We start from the raw sequence: 25,653 nt of genomic DNA, 5'->3' as shown, positions 1-25,653 counted from the left end.
TCGGGGGATTTTTTTTTTGCATGCAGGAAAAGACGGCAAGGCACTCTTCAGCGTGATGGAGCAGCCGCTAACCCCAGCAGCGCTGTGCGCTGCATCGCCGGCTGAAGCCAGCTCCCACAATGTAGAGACAGGTCAATCCATAATGCCTACAAAACATGGCTGGAATTTACTATTTACGCTTTTTGCGTCAGGCAGCTATCCTGATATGGGTGGTTATGACGCACTGTTGTCTTTAGAATGATATGGCACGTTGATGGAAGGGTAATCTGCGCTTTATCTCAGGAGGAGAAACAACATGAATGGACAATGGATCAAGAAATTATCAGCGGCGGTATTGATGGCTCTGCTCGCGGGCGGTTTGGCTGCCTGTGATAACCAAGGGCCTGCTGAAGAGGCGGGTGAAAGTATTGATAATAGTATTGGAAGCGCCGGCGAAAGCATTGAAAGCGCGGGTGAGAGTATCGAAGAGGCTGCTGAAAACTAATTCACTATGTTGATTTAAACGGTTGATTAGGTTGTCCTTTGGAACGAAAAAACGGCCGCTAAAAGCGGCCGTTTGAAGGTATGGTCCCGCGTTTTAAGCGCCAGGGTTTTGCTCAATACCTTGCACATACCAGGGCGCCTGGTCGCGCATTGCACGGGTTAAGTGCCACGACTCGTTGAACTCGGTCTGCTCTCCATTCTCTTCTATAATGCCATGAAAGATCACACTTGCCTCAGCATTACCTTCGTACTCGTTAATATCTCCCAGTTCGGCAAATAAACGTACGATGTCGGTACGGTTATTGGCAGGGTGCTGAGCGCGCTCGGTGCGTAGCAGGTTATAGAGTTCGGGAGTGACATACTCCTGAATCTGGCTAAAGTCGTTATTGTCCCAGGCGCGCTGCAGCGTCATAAAATGCTCTTTAGCACCGTTTAAAAACGGCTCTTTATCAAACCAGGTCGGCGTGCTTTGCAGGTTGCTTGCCAGGCTACCAGGCACAGCGCCTACTGAGCCAGCAGCAGGCGCTGATGGTACGTGCTGTGTGCGTTGGTAGTTGGGTTCGGAAGCATGCGCTGGACGTCGCTGGCGAATAAACGCACGGAAAGCGATCATCGCAAGCACTGCGATACCGACCACCATGAGCAGGTCCATCATTCTTAGCTCATCAAAGGCACCGCCGAAAAAGAGTGCGGCAATTAGCCCACCAGCCAGAAGACCGCCCATCATGCCGCCCATTCCGCCTCTACGTGCTGCCGCACCTGCTTGGCCCTGTTGCTGGCCACCTTGCGCTTGTTGTGTACTGGGTGTGCTGGCCGGGCGGTCCGCAGAACGGGACATGCTGCCCATATTGCCACCACCCCCCATACGACGCGCTTCCGCATGCTCCACCGCAACGCTAACCCCCATAACGCTGACCAGCAGCATGACAAACAATTGTCGTAACATGGCAATCTCCAATGTTTCAAAGCCATTAAGAACGTAAGCTCAACGTAATGAGCGTGTGGAAAGTCTTGAGCGGCTAGTTTAGCGCTTGGGCGCTTAGAATGGACTATCTTAATGGCACTCATAAGCATAAAGAATAAGAGGGGAAACATGCGCCTACAACGAGATCGTAGCCTATTGTTAATGATCGATTTTCAAGCAGGCTTACTGCCGGTAATTGAAGGCGGTTTGCAGGTAATAGAGGAGGCCGCCTGGCTTGCAAACGTAGCAGAAACTTTAGCAGTGCCTGTATGGCTTACCGAACAATACCCTGAAAAACTCGGGGGGACGGCAGCTGGTTTGATAAGCGCGTTGGGTGAGCATCAGGTTTGGCAAAAACATCATTTCAGCGCAATGGAAGCGCCTGAGTTTGCCCAGGCATTAAAGGCCCAATCGGTGCAACAAGTCGTGATCTGTGGCACAGAAGCACACATCTGTGTGTTGCAGAGCGCGCTTGGCTTGCTGGAAGCTGGATATAGTGTGTACTGGCTAAGTGAAGCGACAGCCAGCCGACGTTGTGAGGAAGCTCGCTTTGCGCGTGAGCGTGCTTGTGCTCAAGGCGCCATTGCGGTGACGGCGGATATGGTGGCTTACGAGTGGCTTGATCGCTGTGATACCGCGCTATTTAAAGAGGTGCATCGCCGGTTGCTTAAGCCGCGCTCCTCACGCGGCGTAACTTTTTTTTAGCAAAAGGGGAAAACGTTTATCGGTCGGCTTCTTTGCGTGTGAACACCAGCGTATCGCCCTCAGAAGCCGCTGCATCAAATTGGTAGCCTGCCACGTTAAATGTTGTAAGCGCCTCAGGGTCATTCACCTGCTGATGAATAATCCAGGCGCTCATCAAGCCTCGAGCCTTTTTGGCATAAAAGCTGATGATTTTAAACGTGCCGTTTTTCTCATCTTTAAACACCGGCGTGATGACGCGGGCGTTCAGCTTTTTGGCATCTACCGCTTTAAAGTACTCATTAGAAGCAAGATTCACCAGAACCTTTGAGCCGCTTTCTGTAATAGCCTGATCAAGGGCGTTGGTCAGTGTAGGCTTCCAGTACGCGTATAAATCCTTACCCGCCTGATTAGACAGTTTGGTGCCCATCTCCAGTCGGTACGCCTGGATTAGATCCAGTGGGCGCAGTAAGCCATACAGGCCTGACAAAATACGCAAGTGCTGCTGGGCAAACCGGTTATCCGCATCGCTGAATGTTTGCGCCTCCAGGCCAGTATAAACATCGCCTTGGAATGCTTGAGCGGCAGGTTTGGCATTCTCTAGTGAAAACGGCGGCTCCCATTCAGCAAAGCGTGCTGCATTAAGGCCAGCAAGCTTGTCGCTGATGCCCATCAGCTCACTGATCTGCTGAGGTGAATAATCACGCAGGATATCGATCAGCGCTTGGCTTTCCGTTAGAAAACCGGGCTGTGTCACCTGGTGAGTGGTGGAGGGCGTTTCAAAATCCAGCGTTTTCGCTGGCGAAATAACGCTTAGCAAGGTGAGCTCCTTCGGCCGATGCAAAACCAGATAAGAACAAAATCATGGCCGATAGTATATCAAGCCTCGGCGTTGGCCGAGGCTATCGCTTTAATAGCGTGTGTATCAATGCTTAGGGGCAGGGGTTTGGCATCCGGCGATGAATATCCTCAATCGCGCTAAGCACATCGTCGTCCAGCTTAAGGCTCTCACTGGCCAGGTTGCTTTCCAACTGGTCCAGTGTGGTGGCACCAATAATATTGCTGGTAAGAAAGCTGCGTGAATTAATAAACGCCAGTGCCATTTGTGCGGGGTCAAGGTCATGTTCGCGGGCCAGCTCAACGTAGGCCTTTGTCGCCGCCTCTGCCTCTGGTGAGGTGTAGCGCTTAAAACGCTCATAAAGCGTCAGGCGGCCTTTTTCGGGCCATGCGCCATTAAGATACTTGCCAGAAAGAACGCCAAAGGCCAGGGGCGAATAAGCCAGCAAGCCCACGTCTTCACGATGAGCAATCTCCGCCAGGCCCACTTCAAACGAGCGATTAAGCAGGTTGTAAGGATTTTGTATGGAGGCCACTCGCGGTAGATCCATTTTTTCGGCCAATTGAAGCGAGCGCATGACGCCCCACGGGGTTTCATTGGAGAGGCCGATCGATCTGACCTTGCCAGCATCCACCAGCTCCTTGAGTGCTGAAAGCGTCTCTTCAAGCGGCGTGGCCTCTTCATTCTCCTGATGCGCGTAGCCCAGCTTGCCGAAAAAGTTGGTGTTGCGGTCTGGCCAATGCAGCTGATAAAGATCGACATAGTCCGTTTGTAAGCGCTTAAGGCTTGCGTCGATGGCCTGGTGAATATGGTCACGCGTTAAGCGTGGGCCACCTCGGATATGCTCAGGCCCGGGGCCTACCGCCTTGGTGGCGATAATAACGTCATCGCGGTCGCCACGCTGTTTCAGCCAGCTGCCCACATAGGTTTCCGTTAATCCTTGCGTTTCGGCTTTGGGCGGTACGGGGTACATCTCAGCTGTATCGATAAAATTGATACCGAAAGCGACGGCGCGATCCAGCTGTTCGTGAGCTTCTGCCTCACTGTTTTGCTCGCCAAACGTCATCGTACCAAGGCAGAGCCGACTGACCTCAATTCCCGTTCTGCCAAGTGGGCGCGTTTGCATTTTTGTCTCCTCGCTAAAGCGAAAATTATCGCCGAATGGGCGTTTGTAAAGGTGATGAATGACGGTGTGTGAGAGGCATGTTAGCGAGGCTATTTGAAAGCAGCAAATCAATGGGGTTGAGTCGTCGTAAAGGCAGGCGTATGCTTGCCACCCCATTGGCCGGCTGACCCCGGTTTTTCGTGTGATTGGCAGTCAAATGATGTAGTGACCGCTAATTCAATATCTCAACAAATTGGCAGGGTGGTTTGCCATGCCGCAGGCATCATCTTTGTTTATTCGGCTAGAGTTTCGTTTAGCTGAACGGCTGTTTCAAAACCGTTGGTTGTTACCGCGTTCAGAGCGCACACAGCGTCTTACCATGCGTTTGTTCAAGCGCTGCGCTGAAGCGGGGCATCCTGATGCACTGTCCGTTTACGGGCATATGCTGTTTCATCGTAGCTTATCGCCGCAGGACAAAGCGCGGGGGGCACGCTATGTGGTGGAAGCCGCTCAAGCGGGTGATGTGAAGTCGCAGTACCAGGTGGCCCAGATCTACGAGCACGGCTGCGCGCAGTACCCGCGCCGTGAAGATTATGCGGTAACGTGGTATGCCCGTGCGGCGCAGTCCGGTCACTATTTGGCTGCTGAGCGGCTGGCCAGCGCCTATCGTTTGGGTGAGCTAGGCTTAAGCATAGATGCGAGCCAGGCTACCTACTGGGAACAGTTCGCTGAGCATCATCCGCACAACGATGTGACCGCCGCGTAATGATTGAATGAGGAAGTCAGTGTCCGAGACGCTACCCACTGTATTAGATATTGAAGCGTCCGGATTTGGGCGTGGTAGTTATCCCATAGAAGTCGGCATTGCACGTGCTGACGGTAGCTGCTGCGCGTTTCTTATTCAGCCACTGGATGAGTGGACGCACTGGGACCCTAAAGCAGAGCTCTTGCACGGTATTTCGCGTGATCGCTTGTACCAGGAAGGGCACCCTGTTCGTCAGGTGGCCCAATGGCTCAACGATGAGTTAAGCGGGTTAGGCAAAGCGTACAGCGACAGCTGGGGCTACGATAATACCTGGCTTTCGCTGTTGTTCCACCATGCCGGCATGCTGCCTCGCTTCCGCCTGGAGGCGCTGCGCATTTTGTTGAGCGAAGAGCAGCAAGCGATATGGAGCGGTACCAAAGAGGCCATGATTACCGAGGTCGATATCCATCGTCACCGAGCGGGAGACGATGCCCGTCTGCTCCAGCTCACCTATCAGCGCACCCGCAACGTTATCCGCGGCGCGTAGCGCGCTTGCCATGCCCGCTTCGCTCACCTCTACCTAAGCTGGCTCTCCAGCGCGTCAAGTAGCGCCTCTGGTGTTACCGCGTCCAGCAGCATATCCCGTGTCGTTTGAGCTAGAAAACCCTGCGTCACGGTGTTGTCGAGAAATGCCAGTAGTGGCGTATAAAACCCCTCGGTGTCCAGTAGGCCCATGGGCTTCTCATGCAGGCCTAAATAGCCCCAGGTCCAAATCTCAAACAGCTCCTCAAAGGTACCGATACCGCCTGGCATGGCAATAAATGCGTCGGCGTTAGCGGCCATGGTGGCTTTGCGTTCATGCATGTTGGGCACGCGGATCAGTTCGGTGAGTCCAAAGTGCGCTTGCTCGCGCTCTACCAGATGGTCCGGCATAACGCCAATCACGTTGCCGCCTGCCGCCAGCGACGCATTAGCAAGCTCGCCCATTAGGCCAATACGCGCGCCGCCGTATACCAGGGTGTGCCCCCGCTCTGCCAGCACAGTACCTAATGCCTGGGCTGCTTGGCGATAAGCCGGGCTGTTACCTTCTCGTGAGCCGAGATAAACGCAAATTCGGGACATTAATTGGGTTCCTTAACGCTTATGAGAGAAGCGGTGTTATGGAAGGTGCTGGTCTACTTGGTAGTGCTCATCCATCCACTGACCAATCACATTATCGCCACATAAATGATGGGCATACTGAGTGTGCAGGCAGCGTATCTGTTGCCAGTTGCTGATACCGCCAATGCCACGCTCGGTCAACACATCGGTGTATCCCAGCCGTGCAACCTCGGCGCGCTGGGCGTCGCTCATATAATCCCAGCGGGCTTTTACATAGTCACGATGGCTTTGCTGATAATGCGCTAGAAATTCTGGCTCTTCTTGCAGGCGCTGCTCAAGTGATTTGATAACCCCCACCGCTTCAATGCGTGAAATTTCTACCTTTAGTACATCAGAACAGAGCCAGTACAGGGTAGGAAAGGGTTTGCTGTCTACAATCGGCGCCATACGCAGCACCAGCGGTGTGCCTTCGCTATCAGTGGCGGCAACGGCTTCGATGCCACGTGGTGCGCGGCCTAACTGCTGGGTAATAATCGCCAGCTGACGCTCATCGGGCGCCTGGTTGGTGCGGATCACCATTAGGTTGGTCTCTCACGAACGGTCGTCTTGAACAAATTTATTGGAGCGGCCAACAGCACGAAAAAAGCAGCGATTCAACTGCTCAGGAGACGCTACATAGCACCATGTCCGCTCGCAATACTCGGCGGCCCGCGCCATTAGTACGTCATAAAGGCGGTTAAACGGGGCATCATAATCGTAAGGGTCAGCCCCAAACAAGCGGATATGCGGATAGTCTGCAAAGCGCTCAATAAAATAGCGCTCAATATCCGCTTCGACAGCGCGATGCTGCGCAGTATTGTCAGGGTCCAGCCAGAGATTATAGCGAATGGCCATGCTGTGCTCCTGGTCGCCCCGTCCGGCGGGTTGGTGCGTTAGGCGGGCGCATCTTGTAAGTGAGTCGACAAGGCGTCGCGCAGCGTGCCCTCAATAGGTACGGCGCATTTAGCCTGGTGATCGTACTGTACCATCACCGTGTGGCCGAGGTTGGCGAGCGTGCCATGTTGGCGTGCTTCCTGAGTGACGGTAAATGAGCTATTGCCCAGCCGCGTTAAGTAGGTGCGTAATTCGACGTCATGGCCGTAAAACAGTTCTGCACGGTAGTCTATTTCCATCCGCGCCATTATCAAACGCCACTGCTTCGGGTTCAGGTCAGGTGTAAAAAGCTTGAATAGGTCGTTGCGGGCTAGCTCAAACCAGGCGGGTAGGCGCGTATTGTTAATATGGCCCAGCGCATCGGTATCGTAAAACGCCGGCTCAATCGTACGGGTAAACATGGCAATCACCTTATCGTTGGCAGGAGTTGTAAATTCAGGCAAGCGCTAGGTCAAGCAGTTTGCCTGTTGCCTTCGCGTCGCTTGGCAAACCAGCGTTGGACCTGTAGCCAGCCCAGCAGCCATAGCGTTGCTACCAAAAATCCGGCCAGCGTGCCCCAGGCAAGCCCCAACGTTTCATACGTATAAGAGACACACAGGGCGTAACTTAACAGCGAGCCCAGCCCCACGGGGTAGTGTTTGATAACGGTCGCGGTAGGCGCGGGGCCTTGGGTTATATGCAAAATTAGCAGGAAAGGCAGCATGGTGACGGGGAAAGCCGCCAACGTGCCTGCCCAGGCAGGCGGTACCCAATGGGCAAGGCTTGTGATGGCAAAAACAATAAGCGTCGCCAGCAAGGCGCGAATGCATAAAGCACCCCATGAGAAAGACTGACGTGCAGTGGCCAGACTGTCGGGTATTCGCCGGAAAATCCACGTAAAAAATACAATAGCGCAAAGCGTCACCAGCGTACCCGTCAAGCGAGTAAAATCGAACTGGGCAAGCACCAGGCTTGCCATAAGCCACAGAGTGATCGCGCCTGCCATTCCGCTGGCGACACCCTTCAAGCCGGGCTTACGGCCGCAAAGCCAGTAACCCGCGCCAAGTGCCATGGTCGCGGTAAAGCCCGCTAGTGTATGAATGGCACTTTCAGCGGAAAACGTTGGGGATATCTCCAAGCCAATAAAGAACAGTGCCAGCGCGGTGCCCAAAGGGTAGCCTGATAAAAGCCCTGCCACTTTGGGGCTCACACGTACAGCAATCGCCCCCAGCCCCAGCACCATCGTGACTGACACCGCTACTTTGGCCAGTTGCCAGCTAATCGGAACGTCCAGCATCAATGACTATCCTTATAATTGATTAAACATTTTTCTTCGTTTGTCAGCCAGTATATCCGCCCGCTGCACAACAAGCCGCGCTATCGAAAGCATTAACGTTTTTTTATACTAAACGTAGTCCCTGCTGATCGCGCCAGGCCGCCTCCAAAGCACTTTTTAGTGGTACTTGAAGGTGGGCTGGAAGCGCAGAGTGCGCGGCCTCTAACGTGTTAAACGTGCGGTTGCGCAGCCAGCAGTAAGCCCAGGCACTGGCTTCAGCCTCGCTTTGAGGTGTTGGCTTGGCAGGCATTTGGTTGAGCAGAAAAACCGCTGTGCGGGGTGCCCACAGCGGAATGTCATCCTCACGTGTTTGGCTCCAGTGTTTAAGCATTGCCCCATCAGGCGTCGTGTCCGGCGTGCCCAGTTTGGCAACCCGTGCGGTTTCCGCCAGTATGAGCGCTAACTGGTCAGCATCGGCCTGACCAAGCGCTTGCCATTGCCGCAATAGCGCTGATAATCCTGCGCGCACCTTGGTATAGAAATCATCTTGCGGCATGCTCGTTACCAACCTTCGTCAATAAGTGAGATCTGTTATGGCTTTTGATTTTGCCACGCCTATCGAGCGACGCCACCCCGAAGGTGGCTACTCATCCCAAAAATGGCATCGCTATAACGGTGAAGTACTGCCTCTATGGGTTGCCGACATGGATTTTTATTCGCCGCCCGCGGCGATTGAGGCGCTACAAGCACGGGTCGCTCATGGTGTTTACGGCTACGGAGAAGTGCCTGCTACGTTAACAGAAACGCTCTGCACATGGAGCGCTACGCACTATGACTGGACGATCCAGCCCGACTGGCAGCACTGGCTGCCGGGTGTCGTGGCCGCGCTCCACTTCGCCACGCTGGCGTTAACCCAGCCAGGCGATGGCGTGCTAACGGTAGCGCCTATTTATCCACCATTTTTAGCCGTCGCTGAGCGTACCGGGCGTTTGCCCCAGCAGGCCATGCTGGCCGCGCCTAAACGCCCAGGCGAGCCATGGCAGTTGGATATTAGTGCGATTGAAGCCGCCATCACGCCCAAAACACGCATATTACTCTGGTGCCATCCACATAATCCGACCGGGCGGGTTTGGAGCCGTGAAGAGTTGGCGCCGTTGGTGAAACTGGTTGAACAGCACGATCTATGGGTTGTCTCTGACGAACTACACTGCGATCTACTGTTGGATAAAGATGCTCAGCATCGCCCGTTAGCGGCTATGTTTCCTGAGCTAGCCAAACGCACGATTACCCTTTGGGCGCCCTCTAAAACCTTTAACCTAGCGGGGTTAAGCAGCGCATGTGCGATCATCCCTGACCCTGAAGTGCACCAGCGGTTTGCCGCTGCCTGCAAGGGCCTGTTGCCCGATGTTAACGTGCTGGGGTTAGTGGCGGCAGAAGCGGCGTATCGCGAGGGTGAACCGTGGCGTCAAGCGCTGCTGGATGTGCTGCGTCAGCACCGCGCCACGCTTGAAGCACGCGTTGCCAACTGGCCGGGTGTGCATCTAAGCGCACCGGAGGCAACCTATTTGGCCTGGCTTGATATGAGGGAAGCGGGGCTGGGAGAAACGCCTTACCAAACGCTCAAGGAGCAGGCCGGGGTGGCGCTTTCAGATGGGGCAGCGTTTGGCTACCCCGGCTTTGTACGGCTAAATTTTGGTACTACGGGTGCTCAATTGGAAGCAGCATTAACGCGCATGGATGCGCTATTGAAGCCTTAGCCATTAATAAAGCAGCGCAAACAGCTTGCGGCGATAGGCGACCGTCAACGGGTGGTCGGCGCCTAGCGCATCAAACACCTGCAGCAGCGTTTTACGTGCCGCGTCGTCGTTGTAGGTACGGTCGTGCTTCATTAGCGTAAGCAGTGCTTCAAGCCCTGCATCGTATTGACCATCGGCCACTTGGCGCAGGGCGCGCTGGAACTGCGCTTCGCTATCGTCGCGCTCACCCAAGGCCGCAATGTCTTCTGCGGAAAGCGCTTGTTCACTGAACGTAATGCTGGCGCGTACGCCACGTGCTGCGGGGCCATCGCGCTCTTCGGGGGGGAGATTTTCCAGCACGCTGCGCGCCTCATCTCCGCGCCCTTCAGCCACTAATACGCGGGCAAACGCCACTTGGTAGGCGTAGTGTTCCGGGTATTGCGTCACCAGGTCTTGGTAAATGCCGTGGGCTGTTGCGGTGTCGCCTTGCTCAAGCGCCGCCTCGGCCTGCTCTTCAGGGCTCTCTGGTGCATCGGCCGGGGCAGGGAAGTAGCGGCCTAACCATTCACGCACCTCTTTCTCGGGCAGTGCGCCCTGAAAATTATCCACAAGGCCGCCCTGGCTCACCAGTTTAACGTCCGGTACCGCCCGCACACCCAACTGTGCAGAAATTTCCGGGTTAGCGTCTGTATTTAGCTTACCAAGCAGGAAGGTGCCCGCGTATTCGAGCGCCAGCTTCTCCAGTACCGTCAGCAGTGTGGCGCAGCTACTATCGGCTGGTGAGTAGCAGCCCAGTAGTACTGGCACTTGCATTGACGCTTCCAGCACTTGCTGAATGTTGCTCGCATCAAGTTCGATGATCACATCTTCAGGGCGCACTGGCGCACGTTCGGTGTCAGCAGTATTCGTGCTTGCGGTATCCGCTGTCAGCGGTTTGCCGGTGCGAGGATCAATGATTGACATGGGTAAACTCAGCTTCGCAGAAAAATAATTGCTTATGATATGCAGGCAGTCACCGCCATATTCAAGCCGGAACGGTGCTAATCATGTAAATCTGAAGAGAAGGCTGGGCCAAGAGGGGCATAATGTGAATACTTAACATCAACGCCCTTGGTATAGACACAAAAAAGCCGCTACCTTTCGGTAACGGCTTTTCTGATAAATATGGTAGCGGGGACCGGATTTGAACCGATGACGGTAGCCCGTTATTACCCCAGGGGCGAGAGTGGGCGTCCTCCGTATCCGTTATCTGCCATGCTCCGCGTCCACTGCATGCAATTGTTCTACAACCTAAGCGATCCGGCCATGGAAGACGCTCTCTACGAGATCGAGTCCATGCGCCAATTCGCCGGTTTGAAGCTGGATCGATTACCGGACGAAACTACGATTCTCAAGTTTCGCCATTTTCTGGAACGCCACGGTCTTGGAAAAGTGTTGTTCCAGGAAGTGAACAAGCACCTGGAGAAAAATGGTCTGATGCTGCGTGAAGGCAGCATTGTCGATGCCACGATCATTTCTGCGCCCAGCTCCACCAAAAATAAGCAAGGTGAGCGAGACCCGGAAATGCACCAGACAAAAAAGGGTAATTCATGGCACTTTGGCATGAAAATGCACATCGGGGTCGATGACAAGCTCGGGTTGATTCACAGCATTGATACCACGGCGGCCAATGTCCATGACATTGTGCCTGCCGACAAGTTGCTTCACGGTGAGGAGCAACGTGTCTTCGGTGATGCGGGCTATTTGGGTATTCAAAAGCGAGAGGAACACCAACATCGCGACGGCGTCGCATGGTATATCGCCAGGCGGCCGGGCACCCGAAAAAAGCTGGATCCCCGGCAACAGAAAATTGAAAAAATCAAAGCGAGTATCCGTGCAAAGGTGGAGCATCCGTTTCGGTACATCAAACAGGTCTTTGGTTATGGCAAGGTTCGCTATCGTGGGTTGGCCAAAAACACCCAACGCCTGCACTTGTTGGCAGCGTTCAGCAACCTGCTGTTGAGTGAGAAATACCTGTGAGAGTAGGGTTACTGCGCCTGTTTCCCGCTCAATGAGTGGGAAACAGACAAACATGGACAAGGAACGGGAGAAAAGTGTCTGAATTTTCGTTTTTCTATCAGCTCACGTGAGAGTTGATGAATATTGGCAGTTGTTCAGACCTTCCCTAATTCTAACTCGACGAGGTCCCCGCCGACTGCCTTATGAATTATTGAGGTAATGGCTTGAGTATTGTGGGTGCGAGATAAATAAACAATTGTTGCTTTGTATAAATGTCGGTTAGGGAGGCTGTCCCCTCGTCTCCCATATTGGCGTACTTACGGTTCCGTGTTCGGCGGCTCAAGAAGAATAACTAACCCATCTTACTGCATCATTACCGAGATACTTGGAAGTTCTCTCCCTTAGCAATCAAACCTGTCAACCGTAGAGTGTCCTCATGACGCTGGGTGTCATGCCTGGCTCACCACCAAAATGCCCCACGTCAGCGGGGCACAATTGCATAGCGTGCGTAAACGGTAGCTGGCGAAGTGTTGCTTCATTGAGCGTTCATCAGCCATTCGTGGTCGGGATCGTTGTGAAATTGCCACGCTCGCTTGGGGCCCGCCATTACATTTAAGTAATAGAGCGAGTAGCCATGGGAGGCGCCCACAGGGTGGTAGCCCTTGGGTACCAATACACAGCAGCCGTTTTCCACCGCCATCGTCTCGTCTAGGCTGCGGTCATCGGTGTAAACGCGCTGGAAGGCGAACCCTTGGGCAGGGTTAATGCGGTGGTAGTAGGTCTCTTCCAGGAGTGATTCTTGGGGTAAGTTATCCACATCGTGTTTGTGGGGTGGGTAGCTCGACCAGTTACCAGCAGGTGTAAATACTTCGACCACCAGCAGGCTATCAGCGGGCTCGGTTTCCGGCAAAATATCGTGAACATGGCGGGTATTGGTGCCCTGGCCACGGGTGCTTTGCTTGATGTTGTCGGGGGCGATCAGCCTTGGGGCGTGATTGCCCTGCCCAGGGGCTGCGCACACCGCGAGCTCTAAGTCCGTTGTGGCTTCCACCGCGTAGCTAACATGGTCCGGCAGATAAACCGCATAGGGTGGGATCTGTTCAAAGATATCCATGCGCTCGCCGATGTCTTCAAAACGGTGCTCGCCGCAGACCACATTAGCGCGACCGGTGAGCAGCACCAGGCAGACTTCCTGGTCATCGCTGCTGGTCTCCAGACGCTGGCCCTTGGCGAGTTTATGCACCCGAAAGCCAACATGCGTCCAACCAGCCGATTTAGGGGTAACGTCAATCACGGTGCCTTGGGCATCTGGGGCGGTGGGGCGTACCAGTAGTGAAGCCATATGTCGCTCCTTCTGATGGCTAGCTGCTCGTTTGGCAGCTGGCCATTTTCGTTATGAAAAGTAAGAAAAACAGACCCGTTTGCATCTGTTTACACCGAAGCGTCGAGTAGAATTTTGCGACCTTCACGCAATGAACGCTCCGCTGCATCGGCTAAGCGCAACGCCTCTAGACCATCCTGGGCACCTGCGAGCGGCGCACGCTTCTCTTTCCATGCTGCGACAAAGTCGCCAATTTCAAGTTGGTAAGCTTGAGCGTAGCGCTCCAGGAAAAACAACTTGGGTTTGTCTTCCACTTGGCCTGCTTCACCGGTGAAGCGCAGCCGGGTGTCGCTCTCGTTCTGGGCTTGCAGCATGCCTAGGCTTCCAAAAGCTTCGATACGCTGGTCGTAGCCGTAGTTGGCGCGTCGGGAATTGCTGATTTGACATAGCTTTCCACTGGCGGTGGTAAGGGTGACCATAGCGGTATCCACATCACCTGCTTCACCAATCGCAGGATCGATGATGCTGCTGCCGACGGCAAAGACACTTTCGATCGGTTCATCTAGCAGCCAGCGTGCCATGTCGAAATCATGAATCATCATGTCCCGAAACAGGCCGCCGGACTCAGCCACATACTCGGCAGGCGGGGGAGACGGGTCGCGGCTGATGATAGTGAGGGTTTCCAGCGCGCCAATACGCCCCTCGGTAACGGCCTGTTTAAGCGCGGAAAACTGAGGATCGTGGCGGCGATTAAAGCCTAGCGTACAGGTCACGGGATGCTCACTGAGTACCTGCAGAGCATCTCGCGTGCGCGCTAAATCCAAGGCGATGGGTTTTTCGCACAGAATTGCTTTGCCCGCGCGTGCGGCACGCTCCAGATACTCAGCGTGAGTGGGCGTGCTTGAGGCAATCAGTACGGCGTCAATGGCGTCATCCGCGAAGATTTCATCTACAGAAGCCGCACGGCTAGCGTACTGCTCGGCTAACGCCTCTGCGGCGGGATGATGGAAATCAGCCACGGCGGCCAGGGTAACGTTCGGGTGTGAATAAATGGCCTGGGCATGCACCTTGCCGATGCGTCCTGCGCCGATGAGTGCGAGTTTCATAAGCTCTCCTGTTTTGTTTTTGCTGTTGGCTTGCTTTTGGTGTTTAGGCCTTACGTTTTTTGTCATGGCCCTTTTCTTTGTCGCGTGTTTTGTCTTGCCTCACCCCTAGGGCAATTGCCAAGGTCTGGGTCAAGCAGAGCGACGCGGTCAAACTACGGAAACTTTTTACTTCGGCTTCGTTGACCACAAAGACGACATCTGCGAAGCGGGCCAGCGGGCTGAGGTTCGAATCGGTAATCACCACAATAGGCAGGCCACGCTGATGGGCGTCTTCGCAGGCTTTTTGGCTCTCTTCGGCATAGGGAGAAAAGCTGATGGTTAGTAGGGCGTCGTGTTGGCTCATAGCGCGCAGCTGCTCGCCGTACATTCCTCCCAGCCCATTGACCAGCAGTGCAGGTTTATCCACATGCGCCAGGGCATAGGTCATGTAGCTAGCTACCATGAAGCTTCGCCGTGCGCCCATTACATGAATCGCATGCGCCTTTTCAAAAATATCCAGCGCTTTTTCCAAACTCTCTGGATTAATGCGGCTGGGTAGCTGCTCTAGCACGGCGCGGTTGGCGTCAGCGAACTCCCATAACAGCTGGGTGCTATCCGGTGTTTCTCCGGTGGCGCTGCGTACGGCGCGAATCCGCTCGGTGTAGTTAGGCAGCTCATCGACCAGGCGACTGCGAAACAGCTGCTGCATTTCGGAAAAGCCCTTAAAGCCCAAGCTATTAGCCAGGCGAATTAAGGTGGATGGAGTGACATCTGCCTGTTCGGCAATTTTGGCCACGGTCGCCAGAGCAACCTCCTGGGGGTAATCAAGCATAAAACGCGCTGTTTGCTGCAAACGTTTGCTTAGCGTGTCGTACTCCGCAGTGATCAGCGTTTCCAGCTCACGGTAGCTTTGTGGTGGCTGTGGCATACAAATTCCTTCGCGTTTGTCCATCTAGCTCCCCTTTGCTTATGGACTACTGGGTATGCAGTACTGAGCAAAGTGACTGGTTGTTATGCAGTCTAGTTGATTGGAATAAATATTCCATTTATACCAAAGTATAGAATAAACAATTTGCATTAACTGCTATTTGGAATCTATATTCCATAGCGCCAAGGCATTTAATGCCACTTCCCTACCAACAACGATAACGTTATGAGGAATTATTTATGGCACGTCTATCTCAATGGCTTCTAGCCTCTGCCGCCACCACGGCATTAATGGCGGGTGCCGCACAAGCACAGGAATCGGAACAAGAAGCGAGCCGTTTCGTCATGGTGACCCATGGTGTTCCCTCTGATCCTTTCTGGTCAGTGGTGAAAAACGGCGCAGAGGCAGCCGCTGATCTCGTAGGCGCTGAGCTGGAGTACCGTGCACCATCGACCTTTGATATGGCCAAGATGCAGCAACTTGTACAGGCAGCGGTGGCATCGGATCCGGATGGCTTGATCCTCTCTTTTACCGACGAAGATGCCCTGGGCGGCGCTGTCCAAAATGCTGTCGATAATGGCATACCTGTCATCACCATTAACTCCGGTGGTGACGTGGCGAGGGATTATGGTGCCCGGCTGCACGTCGGGCAGAGTGAGTATGAAGCAGGGAAGCAGGCTGCTGAGCGCATGCAAGAAATGGGTGTTGAGAAAGGCGTCTGCGTTAACCATGAACAAGGCAACCAGGGACTCGATCAGCGCTGTGATGGCTTTGTCGAGGGCTTCGATGGCAATGCTGAGCAGCTAGCGACCACCTACGACCCCACCAACATTCGCAATGCCATTATCGCTTACCTTAATGAGAACAGTGATGTGCGCGGTGTGCTGACCTTGAGTGCATTGTCCGCTGATCCGATGATTCGGGCCATGCGTGAGCAGGGGGCAACCGATATGTTCACCCTCGGTACCTTTGATCTTTCACCCGGTATTTTGGAGGCCTTGGATGCGGGTGAGCTAAACTTTGCGATCGACCAACAGCAGTACATGCAGGGCTACTTGCCCGTGATGTTCCTAGATCAGTTCGTCAAGAACGGTCTGCTACCCGCAGGGGGTGTTGCCACCGGCCCAGGATTTGTCACTCAAGAAAACGCTGCGCAGGTCATTGAGTTGAGTAGCCAGGGCATCCGTTGAAAAAATACTTAATCGAAAAGGCTCGATGCTATCGAGCCTTGGGAGTCGATCGCCATGAGTTCCGATGAAACAAATCAAACTGTTGCGCCAGCAATAGCTCCTCAAGATGAGCGTATCCAGAGAGTCTCTTTCTGGAAGAAAGCGCTTAATCGCCCTGAACTGGGGGCGCTGGCCGGTGCCGTGTTGGTGCTTGCCTTCTTTATCGCTGCTTCCAGCGGCACTGGGATGTTTACCCCAGCGGGTATTATTAATTTTCTTGAAGTCGCCGCTCAGCTCGGCATTATCGCCACGGCGGCTGCGTTGTTGATGATCGGCGGAGAGTTTGATCTTTCGATTGGTTCGATGATTGGCTTGGCAGGCATTCTAATTGCCATCCCTGCAGTGGAGTATGGCTGGCCGCTATGGGCTGCAATTTTATTGGCGTTCGCCTGTGCGGGCCTGGTGGGCTGGATTAACGGTAATCTAGTCAATAAAACGGGGTTGCCGTCATTTATCGTTACCCTGGGCTTCCTGTTCATTCTGCGTGGCTTGGCTATCGGTACTAGCCGGTTGTTGACGGGACGTACTCAGGTGGGGGGAGTGCAGGATCATATTCCTGGAGATTGGTTCGCGGCGCTTTTCTCTGGAGAAGTCGCTACGGGACTATTTAGTTGGATGGCGGCAAATGGCTGGATGGCGACCAACTTTGCGGGCAACCCCACGGTCACCGGTATTCCCGTCTCAATTGTCTGGTGGCTGGGCTTAACCGCTGTAGCGACTTGGGTACTGCTATGCACGCCTTACGGTAACTGGATCTTCGCCAGCGGTGGCGATGCCAATGCGGCACGCAATTCGGGCGTCCCCGTCCATCGCGTCAAGATTTCACTGTTTATGTTCACCGCTTTCTCCGCCACCATCTTTGCCTGCATACAGGTGATGGATACCGGTTCGGCGGACACCATCCGTGGCCTGCTAAAAGAATTGGAAGCCATTATTGCGGTGGTGATCGGTGGCGCTTTGCTGACCGGTGGTTATGGATCCGCTATAGGCGCAGCGCTGGGTGCGCTGATCTTCGGCATGGTGCAAATGGGCATTTTTTACACCGGCGTTAACACTGATTGGTTCCAGGTTTTCCTGGGTGTGATGTTGCTGGTGGCGGTGTTATTCAATAATTACATGCGCAAAAAGGCGATGGAGGCTAAATAACATGACTACACGCACTCCAATGATTGAAATGCGCAGTGTCAGCAAACACTTCGGCAGTGTCATCGCCATCAGTGATATCTCGATGCAGGTCTATTCCGGTGAGGTTATGTGCCTGCTGGGGGATAACGGTGCTGGCAAGTCAACGTTGATTAAAACCCTTTCCGGTGTTCACCAGCCCACCCATGGCGAAATGCTACTGGATGGCAAACCCGCTCGTTTCAAGTCCCCGGCTTATGCACTTGACGCTGGTATCGCAACAGTTTTTCAGGATCTGGCGATGGTGCCTTTGATGTCGATTACCCGTAACTTTTTTATGGGTCGCGAACCGACGGTGGGCTGGGGGCCTTTAAAGCGGATTGATTGGAAGTATGCCGACCGGGTTGCTAAAGAGGAAATGGCTAAAATCGGCATCGATGTGCGCGACCCTAGCCAGCCGGTGGGCACGCTTTCTGGCGGGGAACGACAGTGTGTGGCGATTGCCCGTGCCGTCTATTTTGGTGCCAAGGTGCTGATTCTTGATGAGCCCACCTCAGCGCTTGGGGTTAAGCAGGCCTCTGTCGTACTGCGTTACATTGCCAAAGCCCGTGCGGATGGGCTTGCGGTCATCTTTATTACCCACAATGTTCACCATGCTTACCCAGTGGCTGATGCGTTCACCTTATTGTCACGCGGCGGCAGTTTGGGCTCCTTCCGCAAAGAAGAAGTCAGCCGCGAAGAGGTGCTCAATATGATGGCGGGTGGCGCTGAGCTTGAAAGCCTGGATGCAGAGCTTGCGGAATTCCAGCGTGACGATAAAGCCAAGAAGGCCAGCTTAACCGAACAAGACACTCAATCTTCGGATGAAACAAGCAGCACTGAACCCCCTTCACCGCGAACTGCGAGCGGCTATTAAGGAGCCATGATGAACAAACCTACTCCATCATCCCCGTTTACGCTGGCCGTCTGCGCTGAAATGGTGTTCCGCGATTTACCTGTGTTGGAACGAATTAAGCGCATTTCTGATTTGGGCTTCCAAATCGAAATCTGGGACTGGACTAAGCACGACATCGAGGCACTGGCCAATAGTGGTGCCACATTCTCATCCATGACTGGCTATATCACCGGCACCTTAGCGGATGCCGCTGGTGCCGATGAACTGCTACGCACCGCCGCTGAGTCGGTTGAGGTAGCAAAGCGCCTTGGTATTCCGCGCCTTAACCTTCATGGCACCGGGCTAGATGGTAATGGTTTGCCCGTTCAGTCTTGCCAAAAGATGACCGGCGCTATGTGGTTAAAAGCCCGCGACACGCTCAATAGGCTGGCGGATCTCGGCGAGCAGCACGGCGTCACCTTTGTGCTTGAAAACCTTAATACCGACGTTGACCACCCCGGCGTGCCGTTTGCTCGCCTGGCAGATGTGCTGGCGCTTGTAGAAAGTGTTGATCGGCCCAGCTTGCGCATTATGTTGGACGTTTATCACGCCCAAATTGGCGAAGGTAATTTGATCGAATTGATTCGCCGCTGCGGGCCGTACATAGGTGAAGTACAGGTGGCCGATGTGCCTGGACGCTGCGAACCAGGGACTGGCGAGATTAACTATCCGGCCATTGCCAAAGCGCTGAACGATATGGGCTACCGCGGCACCGTAGGGCTGGAAGGCTGGGCCTCTGGCGACGACGATCTCGCTCTCGATCGTTTCCGTGCTGCCTTCTCACTTTAGCGGCTGTTAAATCTTATCGATTGCCACCCAAGACGCTTTTATGCCCAGTGTCATCTTGTGACTAGTACCGCGAATTTGTGACGTGGGGAGACGTTTATGCTGAATAACAATATACAACACAGACCGCTTGACCTGATTTGCTTGGGGCGCGTAGCGGTTGACCTCTACGCCGAACAAATTGGCAGCCGCCTGGAAGATGTCGCCAGCTTTGCCAAATACCTGGGTGGCAGCTCGGGCAATATGGCTTACGGTACCGCTCGTCTCGGGTTGAAATCCGCCATGCTCTCGCGGGTCGGCGACGAGCAGATGGGCAACTTCGTGCGCGAAGAGCTGGAACGGGTGGGCGTGGATACCTCCGCGCTACAAACCGACCCCGAGCGCCATACCGGCCTGGTGCTGCTGGCGTTAAAAGATCGCGAGAGTTTCCCGCTGCTATTTTACCGCCGCGACTGCGCCGATATGGCCATCGACGCCGACGCCATCGACCCTGAATTTATTGCCCGAGCAAAAGCGCTGGCAATTACCGGCACGCATCTTTCTACCGATACCACCCGCCGAGCCTGCCGCAAGGCACTGGACGCCGCCGCCCATTATGGCGTGAAGCGGGTGCTGGATATCGACTATCGCCCCGTGCTGTGGGGGCTGACTAACCCTGGCGATGGTGAAACCCGCTTTATCGCCGATGATAAAGTGACCACCGATCTGCAGCGCTGGTTGTCAGATTTTGATCTGATTGTAGGTACCGAAGAGGAGTTTCATATTGCTGGCGGCAGTACGGACACCTTAACGGCCCTGCGCGCGGTGCGTGAGGTTAGCGAGGCTACCCTGGTATGCAAGCTGGGGCCCATGGGCTGTGTGGTGTTTGAAGGCGCCATTCCTGACCGCATTGAAGACGGCATTCTGGTCAAGGGCGTACAGGTTGAGGTGCTCAATGTGCTGGGCGCCGGGGATGCCTTTATGAGCGGGCTGCTACGTGGCTGGCTACGCAATGAACCCTGGCAAACCAGTGCGGGTTTCGCCAATGCCTGTGGCGCGCTGGTGGTGTCCCGCCACGGCTGTGCCCCGGCCATGCCCACCGAAGACGAGTTATTCGATTACCTGGCGCGCCGCGACGAGGTACCCCGCCCGGATATCGATCAACGCCTGAATCATCTGCACCGGGTCACCACCCGCATGCCTGCGCAGTGGCCCGAAGTGCTGGGCCTGGCATTTGATCACCGCCGCCAGCTCACCGATATGGCCCGCGAAGAGTATGCCGACAGCGCGCGGCTGCCAGCACTCAAAAAACTCCTGGTCACCGCCGCCGAAGAGGGCGCCAAGCTGGGTGGTATATCCACTCCCGCGATTCTGGTAGACGACGTGCTGGGTCAGGATGCGCTCAATCAAGCCAGTGGAAAAGGCTGGTGGATTGGTCGACCGGTAGAGCTTCCAGGCTCACGCCCGCTGCGTTTCCAGCATGGCGATGATTTAGGTGCCTGCCTGCGCAACTGGCCTAGAGAACAGATAATTAAATGCTTGGTGTTCTACCATCCTGACGATGAACTCTCGCTGCGCTTAGAGCAGGAGGAGCGGCTGCGCCAGCTCTATCAGGCGGCCTGTGCTTATGGACTGGAACTGCTGATTGAAGTCATACCACCCGCGACCATGCCCAATGACGATACTACCCTGCCGCGCAGCCTTCAGCGGCTCTACAACCTGGGCATTCGCCCAGACTGGTGGAAACTACCTGCCATGTCAGATGCAGCCTGGAAGGCGGTGGGCGAGACGATTGAGCGGGAGGATACCTACTGCCGTGGGGTTGTACTGCTCGGACTCGACGCCCCTATGGACGATATGAAACGCGGCTTTGAAGCAGCGGCCAATCATACCTGCTGTAAGGGTTTCACCGTTGGGCGCACGCTATTTGCCAGCGCGAGTCGCGACTGGCTGGCCGGGCGTATCGACGACGCCAGCTTGGTAGAGCGGGTCGCCCAGAACTATGCCGAACTGATAAAGGCGTGGCGACAATTAAGACAGACACAGCCGCAAACGTTGGCTCACACGGAGGAGGCGTAAGATGAGCACCATTCGACTCACCATGGCCCAGGCGCTGGTCAAGTACCTCGCCGCTCAGCGTATCGAGATGGATGGCCAAGAAGTGGCGCTGTTCGAAGGCGTGTTTGCGATTTTTGGTCATGGCAACGTGGCGGGGTTAGGCGAAGCGCTCTACCACGTGCAAGACGAATTGCCGACCTTCCGCGCCCATAACGAACAGTCCATGGCCCACGCGGCGATTGCTTTTGCTAAAGCCAATGGCCGTAAGCGCTTGATGGCGGCGACCAGCTCCATCGGCCCAGGGGCGACCAATATGGTCACCGCCGCGGCGCTCGCCCACGCCAACCGTTTGCCGATCCTGCTGCTGCCGGGGGATACCTTTGCCACCCGCGAGCCGGATCCGGTACTCCAGCAGGTGGAACATTTCGGTGACCCAACCATTACCGTCAACGACTGTTTTCGTCCGGTGTCGCGCTACTTCGACCGTATTAATCGCCCGGAACAGCTGCTGACCAGCCTGCCCCAGGCGATTGCCACCCTGCTTGACCCCGAACACTGCGGCCCCGCGACCCTGGCGTTACCCCAGGATGTGCAAACCTTTGCCTACGATTACCCAGAGGCCTTTTTTGCCCCCAAGGTACATCGCATTCGCCGCTCGCCACCGGATGCTGTCGAGCTTCGCCAAGCCATCGCCACGCTGCAACAGGCCAAGCGCCCGTTGATCATTGCCGGAGGTGGCGTGCATTACGCCTCTGCCTGCGATGCCTTGGCAGAGTTTGCCAAAGTACGGGGCATCCCGGTCGCTGAAACCCAGGCCGGAAAAGGCGCACTGGCCGATAGCCACCCCTGCGCGGTGGGGGCCATCGGGGTAACTGGCAGCGCAACCGCTAACCAGTTGGCGGAGCAGGCGGATGTCATTCTGGCGGTGGGCACGCGGCTGCAGGACTTTACCACCGGCTCCCGGGCGCTGTTTGAAGGTAGCGAAAAAACGCTGATTGCCCTGAACGTTGGCCGATTCGACAGCCTGAAGCATCAAGCGCTGCCGCTAAGCTGCGATGCCTTGGTCGGGCTGGGTCAACTCGACGCAGCGCTGGGCGAATGGCGCGGCAGCGATGAATGGCGCGAACAAACCGGAACGCTCAAGCACGAATGGGCTGAGGTCGTGCGCAATGTGACCGCCGATCAAGGGCTGGCACTGCCCACCGATGCTCAGGTGATCGGCGCCGTCAATCGCCAGGCAGGCAACGATACCACCGTGGTATGCGCCGCCGGTGGCTTGCCCGGCGAGCTGCATAAACTCTGGCAATGTTCGGGCCCCGGCAGCTACCACGTTGAGTACGGTTTCTCCTGCATGGGCTATGAAATTGCGGGCGGGCTGGGCGTCAAGATGGCCAAGCCTGACAACGAGGTAGTGGTGATGGTCGGCGACGGTAGCTACCTGATGCATAACTCGGAACTGGCGACATCTGTGATGCTGGGCCACAAGTTGACGGTAGTGGTGTTGGATAACCGGGGCTATGGCTGTATCAACCGCTTGCAGCAGGCCACCGGTGGCGCAGGGTTCAACAACCTGCTGCAAGATTGCCGCACTGTCGAGGCCGGCGCTCCCAAAACCGATTTTGCCGCCCACGCCAAAGCGTTGGGCTGTGAGTCTGAATCGGTGAGCGGCATTGCGGAGCTGGAGCAGGCGCTGGTGCGCGCTCGCAGCGCCACCTCGACCTATGTGATTGCTCTGGATACTGACCCGTTACCCAGCACCCAGGAAGGCGGTGCCTGGTGGGACGTCGCTGTGCCCGAGGTTTCCGAGCGTGAAGCGGTCAATAAAGCCTATCAGGGCTATCGCGAGGCCAAGCAGCGCCAACGCCATTAATACCAACAAACATGATCACAAGGAATACGCTATGCCAACGGTTACTTTAGGCATCAACCCGCTCACCTGGACGAACGACGACTTGCCCAGCCTGGGCGGCGCAACACCGCTGGAAACCTGCTTGCAAGAGGGGCGCGAAGCGGGTTTTAGCGGCTTTGAATTAGGTAATAAATTTCCCCGCACGCCCGACGCCTTGAGACAGGTCCTGAGCGCCCACGACCTGGCGCTTGTGTCGGGCTGGTACTCCGCGCAGCTGCTGGAGCGCACTCCTGAAGAGGAGATTGACGCCATTCAGGATCATATGAACCTGCTCAAGGAATGCGGTGCGAAGGTAATGGTGCTGTGTGAAGTTACCCACTGTGTACATGGCGATCAGGAGCGCCCGCTCTCCCAACGTCCGCATCTTTCCGAGCAAGAGTGGCAGCGCCTGATGAATGGCCTGGAGGTGGTGGGCGACTACCTAAAGTCCCAGGGTATACAGCTGGTTTATCACCACCATTTGGGCACGGTGATCGAAAGCCAGGCCGATGTTGAGCGCTTAATGGACAACACCGGTGAAGGGGTGGGGCTGCTGCTTGATTTTGGTCATCTGCGCGGTGCGGGCGGCGACCCGCTCGCCATCGCCAAGCGTTACAGCGGGCGCATCCATCATGTGCACTGCAAAGACCTTCGCTTCCCAGTGCTGGACGCGGTACACAACCGCGACAAAAGCTTTTTAAACGGTGTGTTAGACGGCCTGTTTACGGTGCCGGGGGATGGCAATGTGGATTTCCTGCCTGCCTTAACCCACCTGTGCGAACAGGGCTACCAGGGGTGGTTAGTGGTTGAAGCCGAACAAGACCCGGAAGTCGCTCACCCGCTGGCCTATGCCCGCCTGGGTTACCGCAACTTACGCCAACTTGCCGAGCAGGCAGGTTTTGACGTTGCCAGCTAAACATAAACAGCGCCAGTAACGCCTTTTAATCAGGAGCTTGTATGCAAACGTTATCCCACTATGTTAATGGCCAACTCTCCGCCGGGCAGAGCCAGCGCACTTCGCCGGTTTATAATCCCGCCACCGGTGAGCAGAGCGCACAAGTAGCGCTCGCCACTGCTGACGAAACCTGCGAAGCAGTGCGCATCGCCGATGAGGCCTTTGCCGCCTGGTCTAAAACCTCGCCGCTGAAGCGCGCGCGTATTCTGTTTAAGTTCAAGGCGCTGGTCGAGGAGCACACCGATGAGCTGGCACGACTGGTCTCCAGCGAACACGGCAAGGTGTTTTCTGACGCCAAAGGCGAAGTGACCCGCGGCCTGGAAGTGGTCGAGTTTGCCTGTGGCATTCCCCATCTCCAGAAGGGCGAGCACTCCATGAACGTCGGCACCGGCGTCGATAGCTACTCGATGATGCAGCCGCTGGGCGTGTGTGCAGGTATCTCGCCGTTCAACTTTCCCGCCATGGTGCCCATGTGGATGTTCCCCATCGCCCTGGCCTGCGGCAATACCTTCATCATGAAGCCTTCGGAGAAAGACCCCTCTACGCCGCTGCGCTTAGCCGAGCTGCTTAAAGAAGCGGGCCTGCCGGATGGTGTCTTTAATGTCGTCAATGGTGATAAAGAAGCGGTGGATGTGCTGCTCACCGATGAGCGTGTCCAGGCAGTTAGCTTTGTGGGTTCCACGCCCATCGCTGAGTACATCTACGCTACCGCATCAGCCCATGGCAAGCGTGTTCAGGCCCTGGGCGGGGCTAAAAATCATATGGTAATCATGCCCGATGCGGATCTCGATCAAGCCGTGGGTGCCCTCATGGGCGCGGCCTATGGCTCGGCAGGCGAGCGCTGCATGGCGATTTCCGTCGCGGTGCCCGTGGGCGAAGAAACCGCCAACCGCCTGCGCGAAAAACTGGTGGCCGAACTGGATAAGCTGACGGTCGGGCCTGGCCTGGTCGATGGCCCGGATAACGATATGGGGCCGCTGATCACCCGCGAGCATCTTGAGAAAGTGGCGGGCTATATCCAGGTCGGCGTGGATGAAGGCGCAGAACTCGTGGTCGACGGTCGCCAGACCACGGTTGATGGCGCAGGCGATGGCTACTTTATCGGTGGCAGTCTGTTTGACCATGTGACGCCCAGCATGCGTATTCACTCCGAGGAGATATTTGGCCCGGTACTGGCCATTGCTCGCGTGGCGAGCTTCGACGAAGCGGTCAGCATGATCAATGCCCACGAATACGGTAACGGAACGGCGATCTTTACCCGCGATGGCGATGCGGCGCGCCAGTACTGCGAGCAGATCCAGGTTGGCATGGTCGGCGTTAACGTGCCGATTCCGGTGCCCATGGCGTTCCACAGCTTCGGCGGCTGGAAGCGCTCGCTGTTTGGCCCGCTGCATATGCACGGCCCGGACGGTGTGCGTTTCTATACCCGTATGAAAACCATCACCCAGCGCTGGCCCAGCGGCATTCGTGAAGAGACCAACCACTTCACCATGCCGACCATGTAAACAGTCTACGGGGCAGGACATTAA

The 25,653-nt window shown here is 55.6% G+C and carries 27 protein-coding genes and 1 pseudogene; 15 read left to right on the top strand and 13 right to left on the bottom strand.

Translation table 11 applies throughout. The features are described from left to right. Together ACT3RQ_RS09900 and ACT3RQ_RS09895 are read left to right on the top strand one after the other, a co-directional pair. Positions 1-241: hypothetical protein (locus ACT3RQ_RS09900; protein ID WP_444680381.1), on the top strand; the 241-nt coding region annotated here is incomplete at its 5' end. Between the two features lie 54 nt (positions 242-295). Then, positions 296-484: a hypothetical protein gene (locus ACT3RQ_RS09895; protein ID WP_444640510.1), complete on the top strand. Its 189-nt coding sequence runs from the start codon at positions 296-298 to the stop codon at positions 482-484. Positions 485-577: 93 nt separating this feature from the next. Here ACT3RQ_RS09895 and ACT3RQ_RS09890 read toward each other — a convergent pair whose 3' ends face one another. Then, the gene (locus ACT3RQ_RS09890) at positions 578-1,429 is read right to left on the bottom strand and encodes a Tim44 domain-containing protein (RefSeq protein WP_444640508.1); all 852 of its coding nucleotides are present in this window, start codon (positions 1,427-1,429) and stop codon (positions 578-580) included. Positions 1,430-1,576: 147 nt separating this feature from the next. Here ACT3RQ_RS09890 and ACT3RQ_RS09885 point away from each other — a divergent pair, with 147 nt between their 5' ends. Continuing rightward, a complete protein-coding gene (locus ACT3RQ_RS09885) occupies positions 1,577-2,152 on the top strand; it encodes an isochorismatase family protein (RefSeq protein WP_444640507.1) in 576 nt (191 codons plus the stop codon). A 16-nt stretch (positions 2,153-2,168) separates the two neighbouring features. On the opposite strand, the gene yaaA is transcribed toward ACT3RQ_RS09885, so the two are convergent. Together yaaA and ACT3RQ_RS09875 are read right to left on the bottom strand one after the other, a co-directional pair. Continuing rightward, the gene (yaaA, locus tag ACT3RQ_RS09880) at positions 2,169-2,948 is read right to left on the bottom strand and encodes a peroxide stress protein YaaA (protein WP_444640505.1); all 780 of its coding nucleotides are present in this window, start codon (positions 2,946-2,948) and stop codon (positions 2,169-2,171) included. A gap of 112 nt (positions 2,949-3,060) precedes the next feature. Further along, on the bottom strand, positions 3,061-4,092 hold the full coding sequence (locus ACT3RQ_RS09875) for an NADP(H)-dependent aldo-keto reductase (protein WP_444640503.1): 1,032 nt from the start codon (positions 4,090-4,092) through the stop codon (positions 3,061-3,063). Between the two features lie 250 nt (positions 4,093-4,342). Here ACT3RQ_RS09875 and ACT3RQ_RS09870 point away from each other — a divergent pair, with 250 nt between their 5' ends. Next, a complete protein-coding gene (locus ACT3RQ_RS09870; protein ID WP_193055156.1) occupies positions 4,343-4,837 on the top strand; it encodes a tetratricopeptide repeat protein in 495 nt (164 codons plus the stop codon). A gap of 19 nt (positions 4,838-4,856) precedes the next feature. Continuing rightward, on the top strand, positions 4,857-5,363 hold the full coding sequence (locus ACT3RQ_RS09865; RefSeq protein WP_441679765.1) for a hypothetical protein: 507 nt from the start codon (positions 4,857-4,859) through the stop codon (positions 5,361-5,363). A gap of 29 nt (positions 5,364-5,392) precedes the next feature. Here the strand turns inward: ACT3RQ_RS09865 and ACT3RQ_RS09860 are convergent, their stop codons facing one another. From ACT3RQ_RS09860 to ACT3RQ_RS09835, 6 genes are all read right to left on the bottom strand, one after another. Next, positions 5,393-5,938, bottom strand: a complete 546-nt coding sequence (locus ACT3RQ_RS09860; protein ID WP_172119056.1) for an LOG family protein — start codon at positions 5,936-5,938, stop codon at positions 5,393-5,395. Between the two features lie 36 nt (positions 5,939-5,974). Further along, a complete protein-coding gene (locus ACT3RQ_RS09855; protein ID WP_172119055.1) occupies positions 5,975-6,496 on the bottom strand; it encodes a DUF501 domain-containing protein in 522 nt (173 codons plus the stop codon). Positions 6,497-6,508: 12 nt separating this feature from the next. Then, the gene (locus ACT3RQ_RS09850) at positions 6,509-6,811 is read right to left on the bottom strand and encodes a hypothetical protein (RefSeq protein ID WP_193055160.1); all 303 of its coding nucleotides are present in this window, start codon (positions 6,809-6,811) and stop codon (positions 6,509-6,511) included. Positions 6,812-6,849: 38 nt separating this feature from the next. After that, positions 6,850-7,251: an acyl-CoA thioesterase gene (locus tag ACT3RQ_RS09845; RefSeq protein ID WP_172119064.1), complete on the bottom strand. Its 402-nt coding sequence runs from the start codon at positions 7,249-7,251 to the stop codon at positions 6,850-6,852. A 50-nt stretch (positions 7,252-7,301) separates the two neighbouring features. After that, complete coding sequence (locus tag ACT3RQ_RS09840; RefSeq protein WP_172119053.1) at positions 7,302-8,126, bottom strand: hypothetical protein; 825 nt, start codon at positions 8,124-8,126, stop codon at positions 7,302-7,304. A gap of 103 nt (positions 8,127-8,229) precedes the next feature. Continuing rightward, positions 8,230-8,661: a hypothetical protein gene (locus ACT3RQ_RS09835; RefSeq protein ID WP_444640501.1), complete on the bottom strand. Its 432-nt coding sequence runs from the start codon at positions 8,659-8,661 to the stop codon at positions 8,230-8,232. Positions 8,662-8,698: 37 nt separating this feature from the next. Between ACT3RQ_RS09835 and ACT3RQ_RS09830 the strand changes: the two genes are divergently transcribed. After that, positions 8,699-9,862: a MalY/PatB family protein gene (locus tag ACT3RQ_RS09830; protein ID WP_444640499.1), complete on the top strand. Its 1,164-nt coding sequence runs from the start codon at positions 8,699-8,701 to the stop codon at positions 9,860-9,862. 3 nt (positions 9,863-9,865) lie between these two features. Here ACT3RQ_RS09830 and ACT3RQ_RS09825 read toward each other — a convergent pair whose 3' ends face one another. Continuing rightward, entirely contained in the window at positions 9,866-10,804 is a 939-nt protein-coding gene (locus ACT3RQ_RS09825) for a co-chaperone YbbN (RefSeq protein ID WP_444640497.1), read from the bottom strand. Between the two features lie 243 nt (positions 10,805-11,047). Between ACT3RQ_RS09825 and ACT3RQ_RS09820 the strand changes: the two are divergent. Next, a pseudogene (locus tag ACT3RQ_RS09820) lies at positions 11,048-11,860 on the top strand (IS5 family transposase); the annotation flags it as partial. A gap of 514 nt (positions 11,861-12,374) precedes the next feature. Here ACT3RQ_RS09820 and iolB read toward each other — a convergent pair. From iolB to ACT3RQ_RS09805, 3 genes are all read right to left on the bottom strand, one after another. Then, a complete protein-coding gene (gene iolB / locus ACT3RQ_RS09815) occupies positions 12,375-13,181 on the bottom strand; it encodes a 5-deoxy-glucuronate isomerase (protein ID WP_444680380.1) in 807 nt (268 codons plus the stop codon). 89 nt (positions 13,182-13,270) lie between these two features. After that, positions 13,271-14,266 (bottom strand): inositol 2-dehydrogenase, encoded by a 996-nt coding sequence (gene iolG / locus ACT3RQ_RS09810; RefSeq protein ID WP_444680379.1) that lies wholly within the window; start codon positions 14,264-14,266, stop codon positions 13,271-13,273. 43 nt (positions 14,267-14,309) lie between these two features. After that, the gene (locus ACT3RQ_RS09805) at positions 14,310-15,173 is read right to left on the bottom strand and encodes a MurR/RpiR family transcriptional regulator (RefSeq protein WP_444680378.1); all 864 of its coding nucleotides are present in this window, start codon (positions 15,171-15,173) and stop codon (positions 14,310-14,312) included. 239 nt (positions 15,174-15,412) lie between these two features. Here ACT3RQ_RS09805 and ACT3RQ_RS09800 point away from each other — a divergent pair, with 239 nt between their 5' ends. From ACT3RQ_RS09800 to ACT3RQ_RS09765, 8 genes are all read left to right on the top strand, one after another. Then, complete coding sequence (locus ACT3RQ_RS09800) at positions 15,413-16,363, top strand: sugar ABC transporter substrate-binding protein (RefSeq protein ID WP_444680377.1); 951 nt, start codon at positions 15,413-15,415, stop codon at positions 16,361-16,363. A gap of 54 nt (positions 16,364-16,417) precedes the next feature. Beyond that, entirely contained in the window at positions 16,418-17,548 is a 1,131-nt protein-coding gene (locus ACT3RQ_RS09795) for an ABC transporter permease (protein WP_444680376.1), read from the top strand. A gap of 1 nt (position 17,549) precedes the next feature. Then, the gene (locus ACT3RQ_RS09790; RefSeq protein ID WP_444680375.1) at positions 17,550-18,440 is read left to right on the top strand and encodes an ATP-binding cassette domain-containing protein; all 891 of its coding nucleotides are present in this window, start codon (positions 17,550-17,552) and stop codon (positions 18,438-18,440) included. 9 nt (positions 18,441-18,449) lie between these two features. Next, positions 18,450-19,247 carry a TIM barrel protein gene (locus tag ACT3RQ_RS09785; protein WP_444680374.1) on the top strand — a complete coding sequence of 266 codons (798 nt, stop codon included), beginning with the start codon at positions 18,450-18,452 and terminating at the stop codon, positions 19,245-19,247. A 96-nt stretch (positions 19,248-19,343) separates the two neighbouring features. Next, positions 19,344-21,302 (top strand): bifunctional 5-dehydro-2-deoxygluconokinase/5-dehydro-2-deoxyphosphogluconate aldolase, encoded by a 1,959-nt coding sequence (locus ACT3RQ_RS09780; protein ID WP_444680373.1) that lies wholly within the window; start codon positions 19,344-19,346, stop codon positions 21,300-21,302. A 1-nt stretch (position 21,303) separates the two neighbouring features. Further along, positions 21,304-23,151: a 3D-(3,5/4)-trihydroxycyclohexane-1,2-dione acylhydrolase (decyclizing) gene (iolD, locus tag ACT3RQ_RS09775; protein ID WP_444680372.1), complete on the top strand. Its 1,848-nt coding sequence runs from the start codon at positions 21,304-21,306 to the stop codon at positions 23,149-23,151. A gap of 31 nt (positions 23,152-23,182) precedes the next feature. After that, the gene (iolE, locus tag ACT3RQ_RS09770; RefSeq protein ID WP_444680371.1) at positions 23,183-24,085 is read left to right on the top strand and encodes a myo-inosose-2 dehydratase; all 903 of its coding nucleotides are present in this window, start codon (positions 23,183-23,185) and stop codon (positions 24,083-24,085) included. Positions 24,086-24,126: 41 nt separating this feature from the next. After that, positions 24,127-25,629 carry a CoA-acylating methylmalonate-semialdehyde dehydrogenase gene (locus ACT3RQ_RS09765; RefSeq protein ID WP_444680370.1) on the top strand — a complete coding sequence of 501 codons (1,503 nt, stop codon included), beginning with the start codon at positions 24,127-24,129 and terminating at the stop codon, positions 25,627-25,629. Positions 25,630-25,653: the final 24 nt, after the last annotated feature.

Source organism: Halomonas sp. AOP43-D1-4, assembly GCF_052446175.1.
Taxonomy (GTDB): domain Bacteria; phylum Pseudomonadota; class Gammaproteobacteria; order Pseudomonadales; family Halomonadaceae; genus Vreelandella; species Vreelandella citrativorans.
Note: the sequence above shows the minus strand (reverse complement) of the source record. Positions and strands in the feature narration are given on the sequence as shown.

Coding starts and splice junctions, on each gene's coding strand:
- ACT3RQ_RS09890 (WP_444640508.1), bottom strand. CDS start 1,429: ATGTTACGACAATTGTTTGTCATGCTGCTGGTCAGCGTTATGGGGGTT.
- ACT3RQ_RS09830 (WP_444640499.1), top strand. CDS start 8,699: ATGGCTTTTGATTTTGCCACGCCTATCGAGCGACGCCACCCCGAAGGT.
- ACT3RQ_RS09785 (WP_444680374.1), top strand. CDS start 18,450: ATGAACAAACCTACTCCATCATCCCCGTTTACGCTGGCCGTCTGCGCT.
- ACT3RQ_RS09835 (WP_444640501.1), bottom strand. CDS start 8,661: ATGCCGCAAGATGATTTCTATACCAAGGTGCGCGCAGGATTATCAGCG.
- ACT3RQ_RS09825 (WP_444640497.1), bottom strand. CDS start 10,804: ATGTCAATCATTGATCCTCGCACCGGCAAACCGCTGACAGCGGATACC.
- ACT3RQ_RS09800 (WP_444680377.1), top strand. CDS start 15,413: ATGGCACGTCTATCTCAATGGCTTCTAGCCTCTGCCGCCACCACGGCA.
- ACT3RQ_RS09795 (WP_444680376.1), top strand. CDS start 16,418: ATGAGTTCCGATGAAACAAATCAAACTGTTGCGCCAGCAATAGCTCCT.
- iolD (WP_444680372.1), top strand. CDS start 21,304: ATGAGCACCATTCGACTCACCATGGCCCAGGCGCTGGTCAAGTACCTC.
- ACT3RQ_RS09790 (WP_444680375.1), top strand. CDS start 17,550: ATGACTACACGCACTCCAATGATTGAAATGCGCAGTGTCAGCAAACAC.
- ACT3RQ_RS09855 (WP_172119055.1), bottom strand. CDS start 6,496: ATGGTGATCCGCACCAACCAGGCGCCCGATGAGCGTCAGCTGGCGATT.
- ACT3RQ_RS09850 (WP_193055160.1), bottom strand. CDS start 6,811: ATGGCCATTCGCTATAATCTCTGGCTGGACCCTGACAATACTGCGCAG.
- ACT3RQ_RS09895 (WP_444640510.1), top strand. CDS start 296: ATGAATGGACAATGGATCAAGAAATTATCAGCGGCGGTATTGATGGCT.
- iolB (WP_444680380.1), bottom strand. CDS start 13,181: ATGGCTTCACTACTGGTACGCCCCACCGCCCCAGATGCCCAAGGCACC.
- ACT3RQ_RS09870 (WP_193055156.1), top strand. CDS start 4,343: ATGCCGCAGGCATCATCTTTGTTTATTCGGCTAGAGTTTCGTTTAGCT.
- ACT3RQ_RS09840 (WP_172119053.1), bottom strand. CDS start 8,126: ATGCTGGACGTTCCGATTAGCTGGCAACTGGCCAAAGTAGCGGTGTCA.
- ACT3RQ_RS09805 (WP_444680378.1), bottom strand. CDS start 15,173: ATGCCACAGCCACCACAAAGCTACCGTGAGCTGGAAACGCTGATCACT.
- ACT3RQ_RS09780 (WP_444680373.1), top strand. CDS start 19,344: ATGCTGAATAACAATATACAACACAGACCGCTTGACCTGATTTGCTTG.
- iolG (WP_444680379.1), bottom strand. CDS start 14,266: ATGAAACTCGCACTCATCGGCGCAGGACGCATCGGCAAGGTGCATGCC.
- ACT3RQ_RS09765 (WP_444680370.1), top strand. CDS start 24,127: ATGCAAACGTTATCCCACTATGTTAATGGCCAACTCTCCGCCGGGCAG.
- ACT3RQ_RS09860 (WP_172119056.1), bottom strand. CDS start 5,938: ATGTCCCGAATTTGCGTTTATCTCGGCTCACGAGAAGGTAACAGCCCG.
- ACT3RQ_RS09875 (WP_444640503.1), bottom strand. CDS start 4,092: ATGCAAACGCGCCCACTTGGCAGAACGGGAATTGAGGTCAGTCGGCTC.
- ACT3RQ_RS09885 (WP_444640507.1), top strand. CDS start 1,577: ATGCGCCTACAACGAGATCGTAGCCTATTGTTAATGATCGATTTTCAA.
- iolE (WP_444680371.1), top strand. CDS start 23,183: ATGCCAACGGTTACTTTAGGCATCAACCCGCTCACCTGGACGAACGAC.
- ACT3RQ_RS09845 (WP_172119064.1), bottom strand. CDS start 7,251: ATGTTTACCCGTACGATTGAGCCGGCGTTTTACGATACCGATGCGCTG.